General features: G+C 55.5%; 21 protein-coding genes. 13 read left to right on the plus strand and 8 right to left on the minus strand.

What is annotated here, in order from left to right:
- Nucleotides 1–3: 3 nt before the first annotated feature.
- On the minus strand, nt 4–759 hold the full coding sequence (locus H7849_RS15895) for an SDR family NAD(P)-dependent oxidoreductase (RefSeq protein WP_186740621.1): 756 nt from the start codon (nt 757–759) through the stop codon (nt 4–6).
- A 110-nt stretch (nt 760–869) separates the two neighbouring features.
- Here H7849_RS15895 and H7849_RS15900 point away from each other — a divergent pair, with 110 nt between their 5' ends.
- Nucleotides 870–1,541: a TetR/AcrR family transcriptional regulator gene (locus tag H7849_RS15900; RefSeq protein WP_186740623.1), complete on the plus strand. Its 672-nt coding sequence runs from the start codon at nt 870–872 to the stop codon at nt 1,539–1,541.
- Nucleotides 1,542–2,017: 476 nt separating this feature from the next.
- Here H7849_RS15900 and H7849_RS15905 read toward each other — a convergent pair whose 3' ends face one another.
- Nucleotides 2,018–2,572 (minus strand): TetR/AcrR family transcriptional regulator, encoded by a 555-nt coding sequence (locus H7849_RS15905; RefSeq protein WP_186740625.1) that lies wholly within the window; start codon nt 2,570–2,572, stop codon nt 2,018–2,020.
- A 165-nt stretch (nt 2,573–2,737) separates the two neighbouring features.
- On the opposite strand from H7849_RS15905, the gene H7849_RS15910 reads away from it, so the two are divergent.
- From H7849_RS15910 to H7849_RS15935, 6 genes are all read left to right on the plus strand, one after another.
- Nucleotides 2,738–3,478 (plus strand): SDR family NAD(P)-dependent oxidoreductase, encoded by a 741-nt coding sequence (locus H7849_RS15910; protein WP_186740627.1) that lies wholly within the window; start codon nt 2,738–2,740, stop codon nt 3,476–3,478.
- 67 nt (nt 3,479–3,545) lie between these two features.
- Nucleotides 3,546–4,313, plus strand: coding sequence for an SDR family NAD(P)-dependent oxidoreductase (locus tag H7849_RS15915; RefSeq protein ID WP_186740628.1), 768 nt, complete (start codon nt 3,546–3,548; stop codon nt 4,311–4,313).
- Between the two features lie 20 nt (nt 4,314–4,333).
- Nucleotides 4,334–4,726, plus strand: coding sequence for a DUF427 domain-containing protein (locus H7849_RS15920; RefSeq protein WP_186740630.1), 393 nt, complete (start codon nt 4,334–4,336; stop codon nt 4,724–4,726).
- Nucleotides 4,727–4,760: 34 nt separating this feature from the next.
- On the plus strand, nt 4,761–5,879 hold the full coding sequence (locus tag H7849_RS15925) for an alkene reductase (protein WP_186740632.1): 1,119 nt from the start codon (nt 4,761–4,763) through the stop codon (nt 5,877–5,879).
- Between the two features lie 2 nt (nt 5,880–5,881).
- The gene (locus H7849_RS15930) at nt 5,882–6,283 is read left to right on the plus strand and encodes a nuclear transport factor 2 family protein (RefSeq protein WP_186740634.1); all 402 of its coding nucleotides are present in this window, start codon (nt 5,882–5,884) and stop codon (nt 6,281–6,283) included.
- Nucleotides 6,284–6,341: 58 nt separating this feature from the next.
- On the plus strand, nt 6,342–7,079 hold the full coding sequence (locus H7849_RS15935) for an SDR family oxidoreductase (RefSeq protein ID WP_186740636.1): 738 nt from the start codon (nt 6,342–6,344) through the stop codon (nt 7,077–7,079).
- Between the two features lie 38 nt (nt 7,080–7,117).
- Here H7849_RS15935 and H7849_RS15940 read toward each other — a convergent pair whose 3' ends face one another.
- Nucleotides 7,118–7,687 (minus strand): TetR/AcrR family transcriptional regulator, encoded by a 570-nt coding sequence (locus H7849_RS15940; protein WP_186740637.1) that lies wholly within the window; start codon nt 7,685–7,687, stop codon nt 7,118–7,120.
- Between the two features lie 207 nt (nt 7,688–7,894).
- On the opposite strand from H7849_RS15940, the gene H7849_RS15945 reads away from it, so the two are divergent.
- The 3 genes from H7849_RS15945 to H7849_RS15955 all read left to right on the plus strand — a co-directional run bounded on the left by H7849_RS15945 (nt 7,895) and on the right by H7849_RS15955 (nt 10,061).
- A complete protein-coding gene (locus tag H7849_RS15945) occupies nt 7,895–8,866 on the plus strand; it encodes a quinone oxidoreductase family protein (protein ID WP_186740638.1) in 972 nt (323 codons plus the stop codon).
- A gap of 143 nt (nt 8,867–9,009) precedes the next feature.
- Complete coding sequence (locus tag H7849_RS15950) at nt 9,010–9,411, plus strand: hypothetical protein (protein ID WP_186740639.1); 402 nt, start codon at nt 9,010–9,012, stop codon at nt 9,409–9,411.
- A 191-nt stretch (nt 9,412–9,602) separates the two neighbouring features.
- Nucleotides 9,603–10,061, plus strand: coding sequence for a DUF4126 family protein (locus H7849_RS15955; RefSeq protein WP_186740640.1), 459 nt, complete (start codon nt 9,603–9,605; stop codon nt 10,059–10,061).
- 408 nt (nt 10,062–10,469) lie between these two features.
- On the opposite strand, the gene H7849_RS15960 is transcribed toward H7849_RS15955, so the two are convergent.
- The gene (locus H7849_RS15960) at nt 10,470–10,931 is read right to left on the minus strand and encodes a nuclear transport factor 2 family protein (RefSeq protein ID WP_186740641.1); all 462 of its coding nucleotides are present in this window, start codon (nt 10,929–10,931) and stop codon (nt 10,470–10,472) included.
- A 515-nt stretch (nt 10,932–11,446) separates the two neighbouring features.
- On the opposite strand from H7849_RS15960, the gene H7849_RS15965 reads away from it, so the two are divergent.
- Both H7849_RS15965 and H7849_RS15970 read left to right on the plus strand, forming a co-directional pair.
- Nucleotides 11,447–12,979 carry a hypothetical protein gene (locus tag H7849_RS15965; protein ID WP_186740642.1) on the plus strand — a complete coding sequence of 511 codons (1,533 nt, stop codon included), beginning with the start codon at nt 11,447–11,449 and terminating at the stop codon, nt 12,977–12,979.
- Nucleotides 12,980–13,093: 114 nt separating this feature from the next.
- Nucleotides 13,094–14,332, plus strand: coding sequence for a DUF362 domain-containing protein (locus H7849_RS15970; RefSeq protein ID WP_186740643.1), 1,239 nt, complete (start codon nt 13,094–13,096; stop codon nt 14,330–14,332).
- Between the two features lie 29 nt (nt 14,333–14,361).
- Here H7849_RS15970 and H7849_RS27530 read toward each other — a convergent pair whose 3' ends face one another.
- Nucleotides 14,362–14,565, minus strand: a complete 204-nt coding sequence (locus tag H7849_RS27530) for an ATP-binding protein (RefSeq protein WP_186740644.1) — start codon at nt 14,563–14,565, stop codon at nt 14,362–14,364.
- A 247-nt stretch (nt 14,566–14,812) separates the two neighbouring features.
- Between H7849_RS27530 and H7849_RS15980 the strand changes: the two genes are divergently transcribed.
- Nucleotides 14,813–15,931, plus strand: a complete 1,119-nt coding sequence (locus tag H7849_RS15980) for a ferritin-like domain-containing protein (RefSeq protein ID WP_186740646.1) — start codon at nt 14,813–14,815, stop codon at nt 15,929–15,931.
- 136 nt (nt 15,932–16,067) lie between these two features.
- Here the strand turns inward: H7849_RS15980 and H7849_RS15985 are convergent, their stop codons facing one another.
- The 3 genes from H7849_RS15985 to H7849_RS15995 form a co-directional block, all read right to left on the minus strand.
- Nucleotides 16,068–17,201: a lactonase family protein gene (locus H7849_RS15985; protein WP_251106305.1), complete on the minus strand. Its 1,134-nt coding sequence runs from the start codon at nt 17,199–17,201 to the stop codon at nt 16,068–16,070.
- A 306-nt stretch (nt 17,202–17,507) separates the two neighbouring features.
- Nucleotides 17,508–18,197, minus strand: a complete 690-nt coding sequence (locus tag H7849_RS15990; protein WP_186740648.1) for a di-heme oxidoredictase family protein — start codon at nt 18,195–18,197, stop codon at nt 17,508–17,510.
- A gap of 26 nt (nt 18,198–18,223) precedes the next feature.
- On the minus strand, nt 18,224–18,790 hold the full coding sequence (locus H7849_RS15995) for a di-heme oxidoredictase family protein (protein WP_186740649.1): 567 nt from the start codon (nt 18,788–18,790) through the stop codon (nt 18,224–18,226).
- Nucleotides 18,791–19,191 lie beyond the last annotated feature (401 nt).

Here is a 19,191-nt window from a genome sequence, read left to right on the forward strand (position 1 = left end):
CCGTCACCACGGGATCGTTACGTTTTCCCATCGCGTAAATGTACCTGATGGGCCATCCGGGCCAAGAAGTGCAATGCGCACCACCTCGCGGGAGCCATCCTCGACAGACTCAGTGCCCGCATATCCGTTGAGGTTCGTCTTGGTGAATCCGGGCGAGACAAGGTTGAGCTTGATCCCGGTCGACTCTAGCTCGATCATCATGGCCAGTGTTATCGCGTTGAGAGCTGCCTTGGATGCCGGATACACCGGGATGTAGGACGCGTGGTAGGGGTGGGATCGGTCGGCGTTCGACGTCAGCGAGCCGACTCCGCTCGACACGTTGACGATGCGGGCGTCCGACGACTCGCGCAGTAGTGGCAGCATAGCCTGGTACACAGCGAGCGCCCCGAACACGTTTGTTTCCCACACCGCCCGGATTTCGTCTAGGGATGCGTTGCTCGGGAGGGTTATCTTCCTGTACTCCTGGAGGGACAAGCTGCCCTTCCTCGTATTCGAGATAGCTGCGTTGTTAACCAACAGGTCGAGGCGGCCGAACTCCATTCGGATGCGTTCCGCCGCGGTAGCGATCGAGACCCGATCCGTCACGTCTAGTTGGAGCGCGATGGCGCCAGGCCCAATCTCTTTGGCCGCAGCCTCGCCACGCTCGAAGTTGCGCGACCCGACCAGGACAGTGACGCCGTTCGCCACGAGTTCCTTTGCGACCCGAAGTCCGACTCCTTGGTTGGCCCCGGTAACCAGAGCGATGCGTTTGGATTGCATACTGTCCTCCCTTTACGGTGTGCGGCTGAGTCCTGATATGCTTTAGGGATAGCCGGAACCATGTTCCATATAATAAGCGGAACATTGTTCCGATTGCAAGCTCTCCAGCCATGAAAAAGCGAATTGCAGAACGAACCGACGATCAGAAACTCGAAAACAGCAAGCCTCGCCAGATGCGCGCCGATGGGCAGCGCAAGATGAGTTCAATACTTGACGCGGCGATGAAGGTCTTTGCTAAGTCAGGAGTTGATGCGCCGGTCCGTGAGATTGCGGAAAGGGCGGGAGTGGGCCTCGGCACGGTTTACCGTCATTTTCCGCGCAGGTCGGATCTCATCTTGGCCGTCTTTAGGACCCAAATGGATGCTTGCGCCGATGCGGCCCCTAACCTCGCGAGTAAGTATGAGCCTGGTGAGGCATTGGCTCGCTGGATGCAACGCTACATGGACTTCGTCGCTACCAAGCGAGGGCTTGCAGCCGCGCTGCACTCGGGCGACCCGGCCTATAGCGCTCTGCCTGGATACTTCGACAAACGCCTGCGGCCAGCACTTGAAACACTACTGGAAGCGGCTGTTTCAGCGGGAGTAGTGCGCCCAGGTATTGAAGCCGACGATCTGTTACGAGCTGTCGCGACCTTATGCCACGGACCACACGGGGAAGAGCCTGTCTATGCGCGCAGAATGGTCGAATTGCTGGTAGATGGCCTGCGTTACGGGGCGAGCACGCGAATCGACGACTCTCTAAAACCCGACGCTCGCAGGAATCGGAAGGCGCCCGCAAAGTGAGCCTTGACGAGCCTTGGATGGGCGCCTTGGCCTGCTGGCATAAACCGAGGCTCCCCCGGGCCGTAGGCGGACACTAGCCTCACTGGCCCAGGCCAGTTGCACGCTCATCGGGACGAATTCGCACCTGTGGGCAAAATAAGCTGCACGCTCACCTATGCGGCGAGGAGCGCGTTGATGTCGGCTTTTCAACAAGGACGGTCAAGCCAAAATCCGGTCTCGCAGGCCGCCGTAGCGGATTGCACGGACCATCTCTTCGTATAAAGGTGGTAGGGGAACCCGAGTTCGATCCGACTTGCTTCGTCCAGTATCTTCAATTGGTCCGCCGAGAGAGCCAGCGCCAAGCTCGCAAGATTGTCCTGCAACTGAGAAAGCTTTCGCGCGCCGATGAATTCGACGTAGATCGCGATGTCCTACGCGGCGCCAAATAAGGCAGGAGATGTTAGCAGCTGTTCGAAGCGCAGCTGAGTCGGCTCAGGTTAGAGATTGCGAAGGGCTGTCATAAAGTTTTCGATCTTGCGGGTAGACGAGGCTTTACCCGATTTGAGGTTGCGCTCAATGCACAATCCGGAGAAGTAGGACAGCACCATCTCCGCAATTGCAGAAGCAGCCATCTTAGGCTTTTCCGCTTCGATGTTCATGGCGAGAAGTCGCTGTAATAGCGCTCGATTCTCTGTCACGACCCCATAAGCCTCATCCGGAAGGATAGCGAACTCCCGCATAGAGTTGACGGAAAAGCACCCCTGCTGTTCCCCCTTGTTGAGAGGACCATTCTTAAGAAAAGTCTCAACGTTCTTCCAGCCAAGAGGCTCCCTGGTGAGAAATCCTCTCTTCTCCTGGCTCTCAAGGTAGTGCCGCAGGCACGCTACAAAGAGATCTTCCTTGTCTCGGAACTCGGTGTACAGCCCTGACTTGTTCACGCCTGTGGCTCGTTCCAGTTCCTGGAGGCTTGTGTCCGCGAACCCGTGCTTCCAGAAGACGGGCATCGCCTTCTCCAGCACTTCCTCTCGGCTAAAGTTCTTCGGGCGCCCCATAGACACATTATCCGATAAAGAACTAAATAGTTCAATATCTTTGCATCCTCGCTGCGCTTTCGTCATCGTATAGAACTGAATGGTTCAGAAGCGCCGGCGCACGGTCGAGCAGAATCGAAGTTGAATCGGCTTTGTGACTTGTTCCGAGCAGGTCAAAGGAGATCCATGTCTAAATTAGCGAAGAAAGTGGCACTCGTAACCGGTGGTTCCCGGGGCATTGGCGCAGCGATTGCGAAACGTCTGGCCGCCGATGGAGCAAGTGTAGCCATCACGTATGCAAAGGACGCAAGCGCAGCCTCGGCCGTAGTCAAAGCGATTGAACTCGGCGGCGGGAATGCCATCGCGATCCAGGCAGACTCTGCCAACGTCGAAGCAGTCAAGGGTGCGGTCGAAAAGGCCGTCGCGACCTTCGGCCGACTGGATGTGCTGGTGAACAATGCCGGCACGGCGATTCCAAAACCGTTCGAGGAATCAACGCTGGAGGAGATGGATCGTGTGCTCGACATCAACGTCCGCGGTGTATTCGCCACCACGCAGGCGGCGCTGAAGCACATGAAGGATGGTGGCCGCATCATTATGGTCGGTTCGGCGGTGGGCGAGCGTGCCGTTGCGCCAGGGCTGGTGTCCTACGCGGCAACGAAAGGAGCCGTCAAGATGTTTACTCAGGCACTATCCAGGGAGGTTGGGAGCCGAGGCATCACGGTCAACAACGTACAGCCGGGTCCGATCGACACGGATTTGAATCCCGCCTCGGGTGATTGGGCAGTACCGCAGAAGGCGGCAACAGCGCTCGACCGCTACGGGCACGTAGATGAGATCGCCGCTATGGTAGCGTTTGTCGCCGGTCCGGAGTCCTCGTACATCACGGGGGCGAACCTTACTGTAGATGGCGGAATGAATGCCTAAACAGCGCACCCGCCAGCTATGGGCTAAAGAACGATCTACCCGTGATGTGAAAGGGCAAGAGAGAGCAATGACTACACTTCAAAACAAAACGGCGCTTGTAACGGGCGCATCTAGAGGAATCGGCAGAGCGACAGCAGTGGCTCTTGCTGAGGCCGGGGCTCATGTTCTGGTTCACTATGGCCGCTCAAAGCAGGAAGCGGAGTCTCTAGTGGTTGAGATTCAAAAGAAAGGCGGACGCGCCGATGCAATCTCGGCGGATCTAGGAACTCCGGACGGCGCATCGTTGCTCGCCAAACAGGTGCGCTCCACCTTCGGCGATCGGTTGGATGTGCTTGTGCTCAACGCCGGAATCAGCAAGGCGGCACGCATTGCGGATCACACGGTAGCGGAATTCGACAGCCTCTTTGCCACAAACGTCCGAAGCCCATTCTTCCTGGTGCAGCAACTCCTGCCGGTTCTTGGTGAAGGCTCAAGCATTGTTGCTATCTCTTCTCTCGGAGCGCGCGAGGTGGTGGGCAAGCCCGGTCTCGAAAACGCTTCGATTCTTGCCTATGCCTCGACCAAAGGAGCACTTGAGACTCTGGTCAAAAACTGGGCCGCTATTCTCGGGCCGAGCGGCATACGGGTAAACGCTGTTGCGCCAGGCATCATCGACACCGACATGTCGAATTTTACAAAGACCGAAGTGGGACGCGAGGTCGCTCTGGGAATGCAGGCGCTCAAACGAATCGGCAAACCCGAAGATGTCGCCGACGTCGTTGCGTTTCTGGCGTCCGACGGGGCGCGCTGGATCACCGGCGCCAGTATTCCCGTCGATGGCGGTTCCAAGCTTTAACTGACAACGTGAGGAACTCAATGAATAACACTTCGAGCAAAGGTAAAGAGATCAGAATTCCTGGCCCAGATCATCCCATCGCGATTTCTCCAGTTGAGAGCAAGGTGCGTGTAACGGTCGCTGGAAGGATAGTCGCTCAATCGACGCGAGCACTTCGGTTGGAGGAGAAGGGATATCCACCCGTCTACTACCTGCCGCGCAGCGATGCGGACATGTCGCTGCTCGTTCGGACCACGCACTACACCTACTGTCCGTACAAGGGCGATTGCACGTACTACAGCATTCCCACTGGTGGAACGAAATCGGAATATGCCGTTTGGACCTACGAAAACCCTTATGAGGCAGTTGCCGACATTAAGGACCACCTTGCGTTTTATCCCACGCGCGTCGATGCAGTCGAAGTGATCCCTTAAGAACGTCCAGTCGATCTATAGAGGAGTTCATGTGATGTTGAATCAACCGCTTTTTACACCTTATCGAATGGGGGGCCTCGATCTTCCTAACCGCATCGTCATGGCACCTCTCACTCGAATGCGTGCGCAATCGCATAATCATGTGCCCACGACCTTGCAGACGGAGTATTATGCGCAGCGTGCTTCGGCCGGACTCATCATCGCAGAGGCCACCGCGATTAGCCCGCAAGGATTCGGCTGGGCCGATACGCCAGGATTGTGGACGAAGGAGCAGATCCGCGGATGGCGACGCGTTACGGATGCTGTCCATGCAGCCGGCGGCCGCATCATTGCACAGCTCTGGCATACCGGCGCCATCTCGCATCCTGAATTACTGAACGGCGCGCAGCCCGTGTCGGCATCGAACGTCGATCCAGGCCAGATCTCGGTCACACCGACGGGGAGAAAGCCCACGGTAACACCGCGGTCTCTGACGAAGCAGGAGATTCAAGTCACGGTTGCGGACTTCGCGCGAGCTGCACGAAACGCGATGGAAGCCGGCTTCGATGGTGTCCAGATCCTCGCCAACTATCTCTATTTGATCTCGCAGTTTCTGAATGCCGCTACCAACCTGCGTAAAGACGAATACGGCGGGAGCTTGGAAAATCGCTCGCGTTTTCTCTTCGACGTAGTCGAGTCGGTCCTGGGTGAGGTCGAAGCACAACGGGTTGGAGTCAAGATCAGCCCGATGCACGAAGGCAGCGCATTTCAAGCCAACAAGGAAACTTTACCCGTCACCGAATATGCCATTCGGAAGTTGAGCACCTACGGTCTTTCGCACTTGTTGCTCATGGGCAATACCACGGACTTCAGCGGTACACCTCTCGAGAAGTTGGCCGGCGATGGCATGTTCAGGCATTTCCGTCCCTTCTTCAAGGGCACGCTGATCGCAAACGTGAAGATGGACCGCGAGCGCGGCAATCGCCTTATCGTGGATGGGCTGGCTGATCTGGTGGCGTTCGGCCGACCCTACATCGCAAATCCCGACCTGGTACAGAGATTTCGAGAGAACGCCCCTCTCGCTGAGGTTGATTGGGACACCGTCTACGGCTCGGGGCCGCGTGGCTATTCCGATTACCCAACTTACCAACCATCAGAACTCACACGGAGCTGAACATGCCAAAGACAACACCCGAACAGAACAAGGCAATCGTCCTCGAAGCCTTCGACACTCTCTTCAATAAACGCGACTACGCAACAGCAGAACGCTTGTGGTCGCCGAAGTACATTCAGCACAGCGCACACATCGCGCCGGGACGAGAGGGTCTGTTTGCTCTGGTCCGTTCGACGCCTGATGCGTTGCGCTACGAAAACCAACTCATTGTCGCAGAAGGCGACGATGTCATTGCGCACGGCCGTTTCTCCGGAATCAGAAGGCCCGCAGCCTGGATCGCGGCAGACATTGTCCGGTTTGAAGACGGTCTTCTGGCCGAGCATTGGGACGTGTTGCAAGACGAAGCCACACGGAAAGAATCCGTCAGCGGACTTCCCATGTTTGGCAAGAGTTTCCCCTCATAAATGGTCGACCCACATTTTGCGGACGACCAAGAGCAAGGCTGGCAGAGGACAACGACCGATGGCAAAAACTAAGAAGCTGCAAGGAAAAGTAGCGGTGATTACCGGCGGCACAACCGGGATAGGGTTGGCTGCCGCAAAGCTCTTTGTGAAAGAAGGCGCCTACGTCTTCATCACAGGCCGTAGTCAAAAGGAGCTCGACGAAGCGGTGAAAGCAATTGGCAGCAATGTCACTGGCGTTCAAGGAGACATTGCCAATTTGACCGACCTTGATCGTCTCTACGAGGCTGTTGCGATCAAAGGAAGAATCGACGTGGTTTTCGCCAATGCCGGCGTCGCTGAATTTGCTCCTCTCGGCAAAATCACCGAAGAGCATTTTGACAAACTCTTCGACATCAACGTCAAGGGAACTCTGTTCACAGTGCAGAAAGCCCTACCGTTGCTGAACGATGGCGGCTCGATTATCCTGAACGGCTCAGTAGCGAGCGTAAAGGGCACGCCCGCCTTCGGCGTCTACGGCGCAACAAAGGCTGCACTCCGTTCTTTCGTCCGAACCTGGACCTCGGATCTCAAGGACCGTCACATTCGTTCCAACGTTATTAGTCCAGGGCCGACCGATACGCCCGTTATCGATGGGCAACCTGCAGACGCCATTGCACGAATCGTGTCCACCATCCCGATGGGACGCATGGGAGAACCCGATGAAATTGCTAAAGCCGCGCTTTTTCTGGCATCCGATGATTCCAGTTTCATCACGGGTATCGAACTGTTCGTCGATGGCGGCAGAGGGCAAGTCTGATTGAGAGACGCTGCACCGAATACCTTGCCATGTCGCTTTCAGGCGGGATGTTTAAGAAGGTCTGCCACCGTCTTCAAGATTTCACGCGATAGAGACTCATCCGATACGGCGCGCGCCAGCGACATTGCTCCGACGAGAGCGCTGAAAATCAAGATTGCTCTCGATCTAGCACGCTTGTCCTTGCCTGGCAGCAACCCGACAATCAATTCAAGATCTGCCTTGACTTGTTTAGAGGTAAGCGCACGAGTCCGCTTGTCACTGCGAGCGATTTCCGGGGCCAATGCGCTGAAGGCACAGCCCGCACCTGGGTTCTTGCGGTGCACATCGCTCACATAGTCGTCGATAAGGTTCTCGAAGGATAGCGAGTGCCCACCCGATTCAGCGGCTTCCTTTTGGCGCTGCCAGACTCCGAATGCATCGCTGAGTGCCTCCGCCACGAGTTCGTCACGAGAGTCGAAGTGCTTATAGAAGCCGCCAACCGTCAGGCCCGCTTCCTTCATCAACTCAGCAATTCCAAATCCCGCGAGGCCCTTCTCGCGGAATCTCTTTGAGGCAATGGCAACGATGCGCTTATGCGTCCTCTCCTTTTGCGCCTGGGAATAACCCATCTGAACCTCTCCGAAAATAATGTGCGACCAAATCAGGATTACGAATCTAATCCTGTGTGAGGATTATATCAATAATCCACAGCGCTCGACGAGGGACAAGGGCTCAAGCAGTTCGGGATCTGCTGATGGTCTCGAATCGACATTAACATCTCCGAAGTTGCGGCCCAGCGGCGCAGGTCAGGAGTGACATGGAAAAGGAGAAGCGATATGCGTGCAATGAGAGCGGAGAAATTTAGCGGTTATGAAGCGTTGAAGCTCGTAGAGCTTCCAAAACCAACGGCCACAGACGGGAAGGTACTGGTGCGAATCACGGCTGCAGGCGTGACGCCGCTCGACCATACGATTCTCTTTGGCAATTTTCACATCCCGGAGGTGCCGTTGGTCCTGGGAAACGAAGGGGCGGGTGTGGTCGAGGAGGGAGGCGGAACGGATTTTCCCGCTGGCTCAAGCGTGATGTTCTGGGGTGCCTATGGCGCTTTTGAGGACGGAACCTACAGCGAGTGGATTGCTGTTCGGAAGGAAGATCTTTGCTTGATACCTGATGGTGTCGATGACGTAACCGCCGCAGGCATCCCAGTTGCGTATCTCACCGCGCAAGTGGCTCTTACTCTGGCCGGTTTTCGTCCAGGCAAAACCGTTCTGGCGCCTGCGATCGGGGGATCGGTCGGTAATGCGGTGACACAACTGGCGCGTGCCGCGGGCGCAAAGCACGCCATCTCAAGCACCACGAATCATGCGAAAGCTGAACAGGCAATGGCGCTCGGATTCAATGAGGTCATCGATACTTCCGTGGAAAAGTTAACCGACGGCGTACGTCGTATCACCGACGGCTATGGCGCAGACATCATCATCGACGGGATCGGCGGTGAGGTGTTGAGCGAAGCGCTCAAAGCGCTCGCGTTGGGAGGAAGCCTCACGACACTGGGGTATTCCGCGAGTCGTAAGACGACTATCGACGTGACAGATCTCATCGTGCCGCAAGCCAGCATCCGGAGTCTCAATATGTTTCGTCAGCCGCAGGCGACCGTTACCGACGCTTGGAACGCAATCGTCTCTCTACTTCAATCCGGTGCGATCAAACCGATCGTGGCTAAGACGTTTCCTTTGGTCGAAGCGGCTGAGGCTCTGCGTTATCTCGTTGAAGGCCGCCCCTTCGGGAGGGTAGTTCTTACGGTCTGACGACAATTGATAGGGGGAAAACATAACAGGTATCCCGCTCTTCAATCAACGAAGGTTTCGCTCTACGCGCAGGCGTAGTGCGAACACAAGTTGTCAAATCAATCCAACTACGCTCGGACGAGCTTACTCAGAAAGAGGAATCGATGACAACAATAAAAGCGATTCGGCTGGCTTCGCTGGTCACGGCAATCAATGTCCTGATCGCGAGCGGATTTTCCATTGCGGCGATCATCCGTCCGCAATACCTGGTTCCTGCCGAATCCGTTCCAACGGAGGCGTCGTTGCTATTGGCGATGTACGCGGCGGCACGCACAATTCCTCTCGCTTTGTTCGCATTGGGATCGATCTACAAGCAGGCGACGCCTGCGTTGCTGATCCTGGGTGCGCTCGCCGGCGCCATGCAATTGCTGGATGCCGGAATCGGTCTGTTTGAGCATGATCTTGGAAAATGCGCTGGGCCGCTCTTTATCGCCGTCCTCCAATTCTTCGTGGTGTATCTGCTTCACAGATCCGTGCGGATCACGCCGCAAACCAAGCACGGATAAACGCACGCTACCACCCTGCATTTCCAAGTTCGCCCCAGTTGGAAACGCAAATTCAAAGCTGTCTTGGAGCGGCAACGGCTACCGGTATCCCATTCTGCAATCAGAGAGAAGGCTTCGCTACGCGCAGGCGTGGCGCAGGCACAAGTTGTGAGATCAATCCAACAACGCTCGGACGAGCTTGAGGAGTTTTCATGTTTATCTTCATCAACGGATTTCTTATTGGCACCGCCTCCGGGCTACGAGCCCTGATTGGACTAGCCGCTGTCAGTTGGGGCGCCCGCTTTGGGATCTTGCCTCTAGACCACACTTGGCTCGCTTTCCTGGGCTATGCGTTCACCCCGTACATCTTGACCCTCATGGCGATCGGAGAGTTGGTCAACGACAAGCTTCCGAAGACTCCAAGCCGATTGATACCTCCTCAGTTCATTACCAGAATCGTGATGAGTGCTCTATGCGGTCTTGCGATCGGGCTTCCTCGCAACGGAATGATCATTAGCTTCGTGGCGGGAATCATAGGGGCTGTGGCCGGAACATTTGGAGGAGCTAAGGCCAGGAGCCTTTTAGCAAGGAAGTTTGGACGTGATCTACCAGCTGCTCTTCTTGAAGATGCAGTCGCCCTCGGAATTGCGGCGTTCGCTCTCTTTCGGTAGCAGCGACGTCGTTCGCTTGAAGGGTGGGATCTCGTCGAACACCGGGATGTCATTCAGGACGAGGCTGAGCAACAGCCCAAAAGCGGGAATCGATGTTCAGTGACTCGTACCCGGAGTAAACAAGAGCAGAACACTCAACGACTTATCGCCGGTTCATAGCTTCCTCCGTCGCCGAACGTCTGTCGCTCGTGTCGGATGTTCTCTTCGAACGGGCTGTGCGCGACTGCGAAAGCTGCACAAGAAGCCCCTAACAAGGACAGGACAGCAACAAGTCCGGTCGCGACTGAAGCTTCGCTTTCAATGACAAATCCTCAACAACGCACAACCACCAAGAATGACGAAGCACTTTAGGCCGGACAGTTGAAACAGTTATCGAGGTGCCCGAAACTTCCTGGTCGATCGGTGTCATCACAGACCGCGCTCCTCGATCCAGTCAACATAGAGCAGGCGCTCCGCAAAGAACCATTCACCATCCTTTTTCACGAATGCGTCGTAGTAACGGAGCGCTGCGATCATGAGCCGTTGCTTTTCATCCACCATGGTAAGGTGGTGTGCCAGGCAGTACGTCTCGCCGGTTCCTTTGTCTGCTGTCAAGGTGCGAATCGTGCTCTGTCCGATGAAGTGCATCGTGGCAGTGTACTTGTTCAGATCTGCAAATACTGGAGCGAGCGCTTCGCGAGAGTGCAACTCCTGTGAGGGAGTCGGATCCTTGGCGTTCATGTACACCACGAAGTGCGTGTCCGCAGTGAAGAGAGCCATCTGACCCTGGGCATCCCGGCGATCGGCGCAATGTGCGTATGCTTCGACGAGTTCCCTGATTGCGAGCCGGTCCGCGGCTTCCGCTGGCGAGATGCTTATGTGTTTGCTCATTCGTAGATCTCCATTCGTGATTTATCCGAGCGTCATCCCACGGCACGATTCCCGCAACCTGATGACCCAGCACCGCAGGTGTAGGGATACTCGTGTGTAGCACAACAGATCGATATAGCACAGTCCAGACGCCTGCACGCCGACAAGGAGTTCGCGTCCTGTTGGCGTAGAGATCTGTATCTCCTCGAGATCGAAACGTCCGCCGATCGCGTTAAGTACAAGCGCTTTTATTGGTGGCCTCCTTAACGCTGCTGAGCCTCTCTCAAATGCAGGCTGCTCGCAAACATCTCGTACGTTGCCACACCTTCAATGTAAGGATGATGATCTGCATAGACTAATCTGATCGCGCCAAGTATGCATCGCATTACGCCAATTTGCGTTCACAGGACCAAGACAACGTGGAGCTCATCCCCGTGGGGGACGGTGCGCGGCGTGCCCGACGGATACGCCGTCTATACTGAAGTGCGATAAAAACCGGAGCGAGCGCGATGCCTCCGGCGGAGAGAGCGATCCAGATGAATCGAATCAGCCGGCGCCATTTTCTTGCTGCCGCTGCAATGAGTGTTGCCGCCACGCGTCTTCGCGCGCAAGGAGCGGCGCATGTGACGTTAACCATTCCGTCCGAGGCGAACGGCCCGCACATGCCAGAGGATTACGTCGGGCTCTCGTACGAGGTACAGCAGCTTCTGGATCCGACATTTTTCTCGCCGAAGAACACGGGACTAATTCGCGTATTCAAGACGCTGAGCGCGCACGGTGTGCTGCGGCTCGGCGGCAACACGAGCGAGTTCGAGTGGTGGAAGCCGACGCCCGACGTAAAGGAGCCGGAGCACCCGCAAACGCGCGAGGTGGAGGGCGAGCCCAAGGCGCAATACTATCCCGTGACGGCTGAGGCCGTGCGCAATCTCGCTGGTTTCCTGCGGGCCACCGGATGGACGTGCCTGTATGGGATCGGTATGGGGACAAACTCAGCGGAGGGGGCTGCGGCCGAGGCGGAGTACGTGGCCAAAACGCTGGGGGAACGGCTGCAGTATTTCCAGGTCGGTAACGAGGTTGACCTGTTCAGTCGACACCTGCGCGATCCAGAGACGTGGAATGCGAAAACCTACTTGGACGAGTGGCTGGCCATCGCGCGGGCGGTGCTAAAGGCGGTTCCGGACGCGAAATTTGGCATGCCGGACGTGGCGGCAAACGTAGGCTGGCTGACGCAGATCGCCGAGATGTGGCCCTCCGTCCAGAACCCACCGCACGTCACAACGGTGACCCACCATTACTACTTCGGCGGCCCCGCGACGAATCCCGAGGTCAGCATTTCCAACCTGCTAAAACCGGCGACGATGTTGCGCGTGCAGAAAACCGCCGACACAGCCACCGCCGCTGCGGACAAGATGGGCGTGCGCGTGCGAATGACCGAGGGTAACACCTGTTATCGGGGCGGCAAGCCCGGCGTATCCGATGTCTTTGCAGCGGCGTTATGGTCGGCGGACTACTCGCTCCTGTTGGCGAGTAAAAACTACTCAGGCGTGAATCTGCACGGAGGCACAGGAAAATCGGTGGCAAACTCGGTGGGCGGATCTCTGCCGGGAGACTTGATGCTGAAGGACGCGGGAGAGACGCCGGAACAGATCGCCAGCCACCCGCACCCGTTCTACACGCCTATCGCGACCTTCGGGGACCAATACACTCTCGAGCCCGTGGCGTACGGGCTCATGTTTGCGGGCGAACTCTGCGGCGCCACTCTGGTGAAGGCCGATCTGACCAGCCAGATTCAGGCCACGGGCGTAGACGCCGCGGCCTATGCCGCGAAGTTGCCAGGCGGTGAGATGGCGGTGGTAATTCTGAATAAGGACGCAGCTCATGACTTGGAGCTGTCACTTGACTTTGGTCCAAGCCGCAGCAGCACGGTCGAGACGGAAACGCTACACGCGACTGCACTGGACGCACGGGAGGCGCACATCACGCACGATTCGAAGCGCGCGTCCCTCAAGCATGGCCAGTACTTAGTCCCGGTGCCCCATGCCTCAGGATTACGTGTGACCGTGCGGTGAGTTTGTTCCATGTTGGCAGGACAGCCCGACAGACCACTTCTCGTATTGCGAACGTTGGGAAACTGACCTGAGTAACCGATAGATTGTGTGTAGAGGAATAAGACAGAAATGGAAATGAATCGCCGTCAATTTGCCCTGTCAATTGCAGCTGCTAGCTTGCTGCGGCCTTCCTTGTTCGAACCGCTGCCCCCAATGGGTGTTCCCCGCGGCGTGGTTCCCGGCCGAGTCACTTGGGCGCACGATCCAGCGGCAGTGACCTGGGATGGCACAGGTTCGTGGTGGACGGACGCCAACAATAACCAGGCTGTGATTGACCACATGGTCTCCCGGTCCATCTGCGGCCTCACCAATCAAAAGAGCGATACCCAGGCGTGGAGCTCCATCTTTCACTATTTCAATCGCACTCATGGACGCGGAAACGTTGGATACAAGGCCGGCGAGAAGATCGCCATCAAGGCAAACCTGAATAACACAACCGATCATGGCACGATCGACCGGCTGAATTCGTCGCCTCATCTGATCCTTTCGCTCGTCCGGCAATTGACCGGGCCGGCGAAAGTTCAGCAAGCGTCGATCACCATCTTCGATTCCAGCAGGTGGATCCCCGGCAATCTCTACGAGAAGGTTCACCATGAATTCCCAGGCGTCGTGTTTGTGGACCACGTCGGCGGCGACGGGGGTGTGAAGGCCGAATTCAAGCCTGACGCGATTCCCTTCTCGATTACAAGCCGCAACGCAAAGGGGCTCGATACCGTGGTGATAGACGCCACATACCTCGTCGATGCCGCGATATTGAGAGCGCATGTGAGTTCAGGAGTGACACTTTGCGCGAAGAATCTGTTCGGCTGCACAAGTATCTATACCGACTGGCGGAAGAACGCGCACGATGGTTTCCAGCACAATCGCGACGGCTCGGCGAGTTACTCGGCATTTACAGATTTCCTGGGGCATAAAGACCTCGGCGAGAAGACCGTTCTCTTTATCATCGATGGGCTGTATGGAAATGATAACGTTGACGGTCCGCCTCACCGTAAGTGGAAGATGGTACCGTTCAATGATGCCTGGCCGAACAGCATCTTCATGTCGCTTGACGGCGTCGCGATAGATTCAGTCGGCTTCGATTTTCTGACTTCGGAATGGCCCGACCTTCCGGATATTGCGAATGCCGACAACTATCTGCGTGAATCCGCTCTGGCTCATGATCCGCCATCAAAGACGTTCTACGATCCTGAACGCGACGGCGTCCGATGCCGTAGCCTCGGTGTACATGAACATTGGAACAATGGAGCCGACAAAAAGTACTCGCGCAATCTCGGAAAGGCACACGGGATCGAGCTTTTCCTGGTGGGCTAAAAAAAGCTACATGCTAGGGCGTGTTCACACTACGCGGCATGCCTCTTGACATGCGCGTCGAGCGGATGACGCGGGCGGATTGATCGCTGGGGAATGGCAAAAGGAATCTTGATCTTGAAGAAAGCTCCGATCGCACTCCTCCCATCAAGGTAGATCTCCCCGCCATGACCCTCAACAATCTTCTTCGCTATTGCGAGACCCAGTCCGCTGCCTTCGACCTTTCCATATATCACAACGGTTGAAAAATGGAATCCTGAATCGTCGTTGGAATGCCGGGACGCCAATTTGTAAACAGGATCGATTTCCAGTCGTGGTTATCTCGATCCGTCCCGAGTCCGGAGAAACCGCTGCTTTTTCGTGACATTTTGCTTGTGATGAGAGGCAAAGGTATTTTTAGGCTCCTGGAATAAACACGGCTTTCTTCAGTTCTCATGGTTGCGCGGCAACGCGCGAACGATGCGGATTGGAGATGAAATAACAATGCATGACTCGAATGAGCCTAAGAAAACCTCATTGAACCGCCGGGTGTTTATATCAACGGGAGTGATTGCTGCAGGTGTCGCAACTGCAGGCACCATGTTGCCCGGCGGCGCGAAAGCCTTTGCACAGAGTCTGAGTCAAGAAAATCAGATCCGTCTTCTGAAAGGAGACGTGGCGATTCTCAGATTTCTAGCTGCTGCCGAGCTTATAGAAAATGACTTGTGGCAACAATATGCAGAGCTCGGCGGAGTTACAGAAGGAACGCAAAACAATTATCAGTTAGCCTTTCAGTTTTTAGATGGCGATGGCTCCCAATACATCACCAGCAATACCATTGACGAGATCAGCCACGCTACATTCCTTAATGCTTACCTGGAGTCGCGAGGAGCGGACCCAGTCAATTTTGACGAATTCCGCACTTTGCAAGGCAGTACTGCAACAGGAGCCCAGAACATCGGCCGGCTCACAAACCTCATGCATCTGAACGTCGACACGAGCTGGTATATTCGGTACCGCAGTTCTACAAATCCTGATTTTGGTGCCACGTTCCCGCAAGCGATCAAGATTGTCAATCGGCCTGCCATTCCCCGAACGGATGCCGATTTCAATGATCCAAATCATATTCAGGCAATTGCTGACACCGCGGCATTTCATTTTGGCTACATCGAGCAGGGCGGCTCGAGCCTTTATGCCAGTTTGAGCCAAAAGGTGAGGGACCTGGAGGTGCTCAAGATTACGCTCGGCATCGGAGGTGACGAGATCGCTCACTTTCTCGAGTGGGTGGATTTTGCGGGCAACGCTGTCCAGGGCCCGCCCTTTAGTTTTGATAACTCGCAAACCCCCGTAACAGACAAAGGTTTAACGTTTCCGAATTTCAATGTCACGCCAGGCGGCCCCCTTTTCCAGACCAACCTGATCTTTCCCGTCCCATGTGAATTTATTAGTAAAGACTTGCCACGCTGCTCTGTCATCCGGCCACTGGATGACCATTTTGGAGGCGCTGTTGCCACGGCGAAAAGCTTCATTGCGGATGGGCTCTTCGTCGGCCAATCGAAAGAGTTCCTGCAGACATTTATGAATATGGCAGAGGAAGCCGACGCCGCTCGGCGCGTGCGGTGAAGTTGGCAACTAATCTATTGCCAAGCGCAAATCCAGACGAAGGCTCGGTAATTTTCAACCACGATATCAATCCGACTCAGAATGAGAGAACGCCTGCGGACTACAAGATCATTGTGATGCGCAGGCGTTCAAATTATCAGTTCGCTGCGATTCCGTTAAATCCAGTATCTTGACCGATGCCGGTGGACGAGCCCACATTACTGAGAGTCCCATCCTTCTGGATCGCGAAGATGCCGACCGTTCCATTGGAAGAATTTAACGTGTAGAGGAACTTGCCGTCGGCGCTGACAGCAATGTCAAGATTTCCGGCCCCGTTGGGATTCTCGCCTACAACCGTCCCTGGGAGCGCGGACAGCACACCAGTGGCGGAGATTGCAAATCCCGAGATAGTTGAGGAACCGGCATTGGAGACATAGACAAAGCGGCCGTCAGGCGTGACTGCGTTCCAGCAATTTGCTGCACCGAGAGTTGGGACACTGGTGCTGATCGCTGAGAGCGTGCCGTTCGGAAGAATCGCATAGGAAGAAACTGCTGATCCGTTCGTCACGTTCGCTGGCCCAGTTTCAGAAACGATCGCGACCCCCTCAGGCGCAAAACTGACCGCGAACACACCGGGGCCAGCACTCGGGTTGGTCACGATCGGGGACAGTTTGCCATCTGCCAGCACTCTGAATACGTCAATGTTGTTGGTGAGACGCTCCGTCACAGCGAGGAACTGGCCGTCAGGACTAAAGGCAATGGATGCTGCACCGGAAGTATTGGTGCTGAGAAAGGTAAGCGAGTTCTTGATGTAACGCAGATGATCTCCTTCCAGGAGAAATCCTGCGACGTTACTGCTCCCGCCTGTGTTGACCACGTAAACGAGATTTCCGTGATGCGCAATTGCGTTTGGTTCACTGCCCTCGGATAGAACTTTGTCCGAGAGAACAAGAGTAGAGCCGTGAACCCGGAACACAGAAACCTCGCCACTTCCTGCATTGACAGCAAACAGTAGAGAGTGATCCTGGCTGAGAGTCAGAGAGCCCTGAGATTCCAACGGGTCATGGTTGCCACCGCTTCCCCGGCCACCAGTTGGAAACCTATGAGTCTCCTGCAATGAGCCATCAGTGGCCCGTGCAAACGCGATCACTTCATTTCGATCTGCTGCGTTTGACATGACAAAGACTGCGTGTGCGCTATCTACGTCGTTGGCATCCGCACTGGCATACATCGGCAATATCGCTGTGGCCAGCACTAAAAGCATGGATATGCTTTGCATCCGTTTATGCATTACTGCACTCCTTAGTTCTCAAGTCGCACGGCTCTGGAAGTGAAAGGCGAAGAACAAGAAGTTATCCGGAGCCATGCAGCCATGAGACTTTAGTGATTATTCGCCGGTTACAACCAGTTACTAAGAAAGTAGGTCAAATTGTGAAATTTGGTTATGGGATCAAAAATGGTTTCACAAGTTGCATAAACACGGGTACGCACACGCAACATGTCTTCTTATTCTGTTTAGTCTCGCTGCGAGGAGAGACGGTTGACCCTTGGCTACGAAGACAAGTCGGCCATGATGCCGATCTGCCATAGCCCGTGATCACAGAGAATTGAGAAAGGCGAACAGCGCTGCTCGCTCTTCCGGACTCAGTTCATCGAAACGCCTCTCAGCCTCGCGTGCTTCGCCTTTATGCCGTTCAATGGCATTCCCCAAGGACAAAGATTTCAGGTCATGCATGAAACGAGCCTTATCGCGCAAACCCCACAGAGGGGCCGTTCGCAATTTATTGGCTGTGTCCTGTGGTCCAACCTGAACGATTCCATCGCCTGTGCCGATGTCATGCAACAGATAGTCTCCGAAAGGATGGATGATCTTATCCCCAAGAGCTTCCGGAACAGTAAACTGACCACCATCGATAACCGTTCCAGCGGGCGCCGTGATGATGGTTTCTATATGGCAGGTGCTGCAACCCAGCCGGCGGAAAAGTTGCTGACCCTTGAGAGCAGCAGGAGTTGAGGCAAGCGTTATGTCACGAGGTGGAACCATGGTGCCGCGTATAAACTGAGCAAAGTGATCGATGTCGGCCAAGCCAAGGTCATCTGGCTGATCGTTAATGCCCTTGGTGATGTTAAGAACTTGAGTAACCTCCGTGGGGCGCAGCCGGTTCGTGATTCCCATCTCATTGAGATAGGCATCAGCAATAAAGGAGAGCAAGCTGCTGTGCTGGTCCTTCCAGCCGAAGCGTCCGACGCGGGTCTGTCCAGGAGCTTCGAAAATAGGGGCCTGCACAACCTCCCCGTGAATTCTTCCCTCGCTCAGTTCCGGTGCCTTTCTGCAATCGCAATGAGGGTGCTGTCGTCAATGGCTTCCACAAATCCATCACCTAGAGTGTTGAGGGCAGCTCGTAAAGTGCGGATGGTTTCTGTATCAGGTATGTGCTCTTGCGCCTGCGGACCGATAGCGCGATCATCGACAATGGATCTGCCGGTAATCGTGTCTTTCCCGTCGTTAATGAAGATTGTCGGGTTTACAAAATTGCCATTTGCATCATTGTGTCCAACCCGGAGTTCTGTGATCTGGCTGGCCGCCCCGCTATTCGGATTTTGATGGCAAGTGACGCAGGAAGTGGCGTTGTACACAGGTCCGAGTCCATCCTTTACCGCCTCGTTTTTCTCATAGACATTCTGATCCCGAGCAAACGAGTCTCCGGGCGGCTCGACGATTCCATTACTAATGCTTGCTGCGCTGTTGAAGCTGGGAGTGTTGAAGCCCGCCGGCGCTTCTTTGGCTGATTGTTGACCGATTCCGGTAATGCCTATAGCCAGCGGTATGGCCGCTGCCAAAAGGCATCCACTAAGCAGAGCCTTCCTGCGAAGGGACATTGGTGTTCCTCCTGATCCCGGGCTCTTTGACTGTCGCAGCCGACTGCGCCTGCGAGAGAGTCAGAGGCCCGGTACTCTCGCTAACTGCTGTGCGCAGGATTTATTCCTCATTGGGCCAGAAACTTTCTTGAATGCACAGACAGCGCTCATTGCGAAGCGAAAAGCTTCCGGCACTTTTTCCAACGCGGTCTGGAATAAATCTCCCTTGTCTCAGTTTTCCTAGATGGGTTTCAGCAGCAGACTAAACATGAAAGAGAGCCGTTGTCAGAAAGGGAGTCCCTGGTCTCTATGAATGAGAAACATGTCGTGTTGCATGCCGATCCCTGGCCGCCGCGACTCCTACTACGACGCATCGTTCGACGTGACTGCGAGTACAAATCCTGCGGCACCGCCAGGGTCCT

Source organism: Alloacidobacterium dinghuense, from assembly GCF_014274465.1.
GTDB lineage: Bacteria > Acidobacteriota > Terriglobia > Terriglobales > Acidobacteriaceae > Alloacidobacterium > Alloacidobacterium dinghuense.